The 4168-nt window shown below is 68.4% G+C and carries 5 protein-coding genes; 1 reads left to right on the top strand and 4 read right to left on the bottom strand.

Going from position 1 to position 4168, the window contains the following annotated elements; translation table 11 throughout:
• The 4 genes from trpS to VFF46_RS30835 form a co-directional block, all read right to left on the bottom strand.
• On the bottom strand, positions 1 to 746 hold a 746-nt coding region (trpS, locus tag VFF46_RS30850), incomplete at its 3' end, for a tryptophan--tRNA ligase (RefSeq protein WP_325040753.1).
• A gap of 151 nt (positions 747 to 897) precedes the next feature.
• A complete protein-coding gene (locus VFF46_RS30845; RefSeq protein ID WP_325040752.1) occupies positions 898 to 1671 on the bottom strand; it encodes a hypothetical protein in 774 nt (257 codons plus the stop codon).
• Positions 1672 to 1920: 249 nt separating this feature from the next.
• Positions 1921 to 3027 carry a GDSL-type esterase/lipase family protein gene (locus VFF46_RS30840; RefSeq protein ID WP_325040751.1) on the bottom strand — a complete coding sequence of 369 codons (1107 nt, stop codon included), beginning with the start codon at positions 3025 to 3027 and terminating at the stop codon, positions 1921 to 1923.
• A 59-nt stretch (positions 3028 to 3086) separates the two neighbouring features.
• Positions 3087 to 3644 carry a TetR/AcrR family transcriptional regulator gene (locus VFF46_RS30835; RefSeq protein WP_325040750.1) on the bottom strand — a complete coding sequence of 186 codons (558 nt, stop codon included), beginning with the start codon at positions 3642 to 3644 and terminating at the stop codon, positions 3087 to 3089.
• A gap of 75 nt (positions 3645 to 3719) precedes the next feature.
• On the opposite strand from VFF46_RS30835, the gene VFF46_RS30830 reads away from it, so the two are divergent.
• Complete coding sequence (locus VFF46_RS30830) at positions 3720 to 4031, top strand: hypothetical protein (RefSeq protein WP_325040749.1); 312 nt, start codon at positions 3720 to 3722, stop codon at positions 4029 to 4031.
• The last annotated feature ends 137 nt before the right edge of the window (positions 4032 to 4168 follow it).

Raw genomic sequence — 4168 nt, 5'->3', positions numbered from 1 at the left:
TCGACCGGGTCGCCCGCGGTACAGGCGGCGAGGATCTCCAGCAGGTTCGTGACGCCCGGCTTGTTCTGCTCGTCGTGCCGGACAACGTTTTCGGAATCCGTGACGGCGCGCATGATCTGCCGGCGGATCACGTCCGGCGGGTCCAGCAGCCGGATCGTGCCGACCGCGTCGTCGGCGTCGGACTTGCTCATCTTCGCGGTCGGGTTCTGCAGGTCCTTCACCCGCGTCGCCAGCGCCGCCTTGTTCAGCCGCGGTACGACGAACGTCTCGCCGTACTCGCGGTTGAACCGGATCGCGACGTCCCGGGCCAGCTCGACGTGCTGGTCCTGGTCGCCGCCGACCGGTACCCGTTCCGCGCCGTACAGCAGGATGTCCGCGGCCATCAGGCACGGGTACGTGAACAGCGAGGCCCGGGTCATCGGCCGGCCCTTGCCCTTCTCCTTGTACTGGATCATCCGGGACAGCTCCCCGACGTACGACGTGCACTCGAGCAGGTACGCGAGCTGCGCGTGCGTCGGTACGTCGGACTGCACGAACACCGTGCCCTCCGGGACGCCGGCCGCGAGCATCAGCGTCGCGAACTCGCGGGTCAGCGTGGCGAGTCTTCGCGGGTCGTGCTTGGTCGTCATCGCGTGCAGGTTCGCGACGAAGTAGAAACCGTCCGGGTCGGTGAACCGGCGGAGCGCGCCGAGGTGGTTGCCGAGCGTCAGCCGGCCGGACGGGGTGATGCCGGAAAGCGAGGTCATGATCGTGTGCCCTTCAGTGGTTGGAGAGGCCCCACCGAGGGCAAACAAAAAGGCCGCCTCGGTGAGGCGGCCGTGGTGGCTGCGTGCGAACACGCGCTGGGATGGACCGCCCTAGGCGGCCCACCACAGCTGCAAGTTCGTGTTCACACTATCAGCCTAGCAGCGATTGGACGATCAGTTCGTTCCGGGCGTCCTGGCCCAACGGGACCGACGGGTGCACGCCGTCGCGCAGGTAGTTGACGAGCCGGTACGGCTTCACCCAGAGCCATTCGGCCCAGCGGATGATCCGCAGGTTCGGGTACTTCTCCTGGGCGTCGTACAGCTGCATGTTCAGCCACGAGCTGTTCCGCTGGTCGGCCAGCTGCATCGGCGCGCTCACCGACCGGCGGACGACCTGGAGGTCGACCCAGAACAGGGTCCGGTTCTGGCCGACGATGCTGATCGCGCGGGCGACCTGGGCGGCGAACTTCGGTGGGTCGAAGATGTCGTTCGAGCCACTGGCCAGCAGCACCCGGCGCGGCAGTCCGTACGCCGACGCGGCCTGCTGGAGCGCGTCGACCGCGCCCGAGGTCGGGCGGCTGGACCAGTTGTTGACGGCGAGCTGGGTGCCGTTGCGGTTCAGCAGCCGGACCGCCAGGGCCTTGCCGTCCTGGACGGAGATGCTGTCGCCGAACATGAAGACGCCGTTGGCCTGCCGGGTCTTCTGGAACTGCGCCGCCGTCGAGATGGCGCGGCTGGTGTTGGTCCACGAGCCGGCGACGCCCGAGCCGTACGGCCCGGTGGACGACGTGGTGGTGGCGAACTCGATCGCGTCCGCCGAGCTGGTGGCCGCCGGGCCGGCGGTCGCGGTCTGGGTCGAGGCGGCGACCGTCGCGGCGGCCGCGGCTGCGCCCACCGTGAAGATCTGCCGTCGGTTGGGTTTCATTTGCCTCACGGAAGAACCTTGGGCCCCGCGACCACGTACTCGCAAGTCCGAATCTCACTGTCCGCAGTCGGGCGGCGGCGGAATCGGTGCAGATTCTGCGGTTTCTCTGCAGGGACGTGCAAAACCTGTAACGCTTTGCAGTCCGCCACCGATGAATCGACTGTTCGACCACTGACGGGCGGGCGCGGCCAGGGAGGGGTGCCGCGCCGGCCCGTTCGTTTCGCAGGCCACTTTCTCAGGCCCGCTTTCTCAGGCCACCGGCACCGGGCTGACGTCGATCGCGTCGAGCTCGGTGTAGCAGTCGCCCTTGGTGAACTTCACCGTGTTCGCCCCCGCGTTCAGCGGCAGGTCGACGGCCGACTCCCCGAGCAGGTCCCAGCTGTACGACGGGTAGCTGACGGTCGCCGGCGGGCCGCCGTTCGCGGACACGTGGTGGCTGCAGACGCTGCCCATCCCGTTGGCGCCGCGGGCGCGGATCCGGTACGTCCCGGCGCTGCCGACCTGGAACCGGAAGGTCACCGAGCTGTCCGGGTAATCGATGTAGCCGATCTTCGCCCCACCGGAGGCGGACGCGATCGTCACCCGCTTCGCGTTCGTCACGGTCGCGTTCGCGGTCTGCTCGGCCTCGAAGCGGGTGATCGGTACGCCGGTCAGCGCGCCGTACCAGCGGATCGCGGCCTTCGACGCGGCGCCGTAGTTCGGGTGCCACATGTCGACGAAGTCGTACGGCTGGAACAGCCCGGAGTTCGCGTCCACGTAGTGCACGTGCCGGCCGTTGGCGGCGCTCGCGGCGACGATGCCGGGGATCGTGTAGTTGAACGCGGCCACCCGGGCGTAGTGGTTCGGGTCGGCGAGCTGCGGGAGGTTCGCGACGAACAGCTGGACGTCCGGGAGGGTGCTGGTGATGGTGTCGATCAGCCTGGCCAGCTTGTCCGGCGCGGCGCCCGCCGACGTGTCGTCGTACATGTCGTTGGTGCCGATCTGCAGCGTGATCACGTCCGGCCGGTAGGTGGTCAGCCAGGCGCTGACGTTGTCCTGGATCTGGCCGATCGTCCAGCCGCCGTGCCCTTCGTGGTCGCGGTCGCCGAGCACTCCGGCCGGCCCGCTGTTCACGGATCCCACGAAGTCCACCGGCCGACCGTCGGCGCGCAGCAGCTGCCACAGATCGGCCCGGTACGCAGCACCGACGGCATCACCACCGGCGGTGTTGGAATCACCCAGCGGCATGAGCCGGGTCGGTGTCGCACGACTGATCGGCACCGCCGGTACGTCGGCGGCCGGGGCCGGACCGCCGAGCGTGAACACCAGGGCACCGAGACTGACGAGAGCAGGCAGAGCACGAACGATCCCACGCATGGGCGTCTCCTTCGGGGGCGGATGGCCCGATCATCAGCACCCCCGCGCGTCGCGGCAATCTATTCGACCGGCCTGGAACCCGTCACCAGTTCTTCGATCAGCGGTCCGGCGATCGCCGTCAGCTGCTCCGTGGGTACGTCGAGACCGTCGAGCTTGACCAGGTGCCGGGAGATCACCAGGCCGAGCGTGAGCGCTCCGATCACCCCGGATCGCACCAGCGCGTCGTCCCCGGGCAGTTGGCCGGCGATCTGCCGCTGCTGTGCGGTCATCGCCTTGCGGACCTCGTCGGCGGCCTCCGGATGGGTGAACATCGCGCGCAATGCGGCCAGGGCCGTAACCGGCTCGTCGGCCAGCTTGCCGGCCAGTGCCGCGGTCAGGTGTGTCGCGATCTCGTCCGGCGTGCCTTCGATCGTTCCGTCCGTGGGGATCGCCGCTGCCTGCGCGAACAGTTGCTCCTTCGAGCCGAAGTACCGCATCACCAGTCCGGGATCGCTGCCGGCTCTCGTGGCGACCATCCGGACCGTGGTCCGATCGAACCCGTGCTCGCCGAACAGCTCCCGTGCCGCGGTCAGGATCCGGCTCTCGGTCTGCTTACGCTGCTCCGCCCTGGTGGTCACGAAATTCAGTCTACGCATGTTGACTCACTGGTGTTACGCTTTCAGTCAACACACGTAGACTGAAAGAGGTTCGTGATGGTCGAGACGATCGTGCTCGCCTTCCTGGCCGGACTGATGGGCCTCAACGGGGTCCCGCACTTCGTCACCGGTATCACCGGCCGCGAGTTCCCGAATCTGACCGGCAACTCGGCCACCAACAACGCGATCGGCGGCCTCGCGGCGTTCGCGATCGCCGCCGTCCTGCTCGCCGTCGCACCGGTAGGTACGCACCCGCGGGCGGCCCTGATCGCCGGCGCGTTCGGCGCCGTCCTGATGACCGTCTTCCACGCCCGCCGCGGCGCGTACTGGATGAGTAAGCACTTCGGCCGACCCCTTCCCGACGCCTGAAGGTTAAGGTCAAGGGCATGAGTGGTGAGGCGTTGCTGGTGTTCGACGACGGGTTGACGGCGTACGACTTCGGGCGTGGGCATCCGATGAGTCCGATCCGGGTGGAGCTGACGATCAAGCTCGCCCGGGAGCTCGGG

The organism is Kribbella sp., from assembly GCF_035655035.1.
Taxonomy (GTDB): domain Bacteria; phylum Actinomycetota; class Actinomycetes; order Propionibacteriales; family Kribbellaceae; genus Kribbella.
This window is presented reverse-complemented; position numbering and strand designations above follow the sequence as displayed.

Excerpts from the sequence above, each read along its gene's own strand:
- VFF46_RS30845 (WP_325040752.1), bottom strand. The coding sequence starts at position 1,671 with ATGAAACCCAACCGACGGCAGATCTTCACGGTGGGCGCAGCCGCGGCC.
- VFF46_RS30840 (WP_325040751.1), bottom strand. The coding sequence starts at position 3,027 with ATGCGTGGGATCGTTCGTGCTCTGCCTGCTCTCGTCAGTCTCGGTGCC.
- VFF46_RS30830 (WP_325040749.1), top strand. The coding sequence starts at position 3,720 with ATGGTCGAGACGATCGTGCTCGCCTTCCTGGCCGGACTGATGGGCCTC.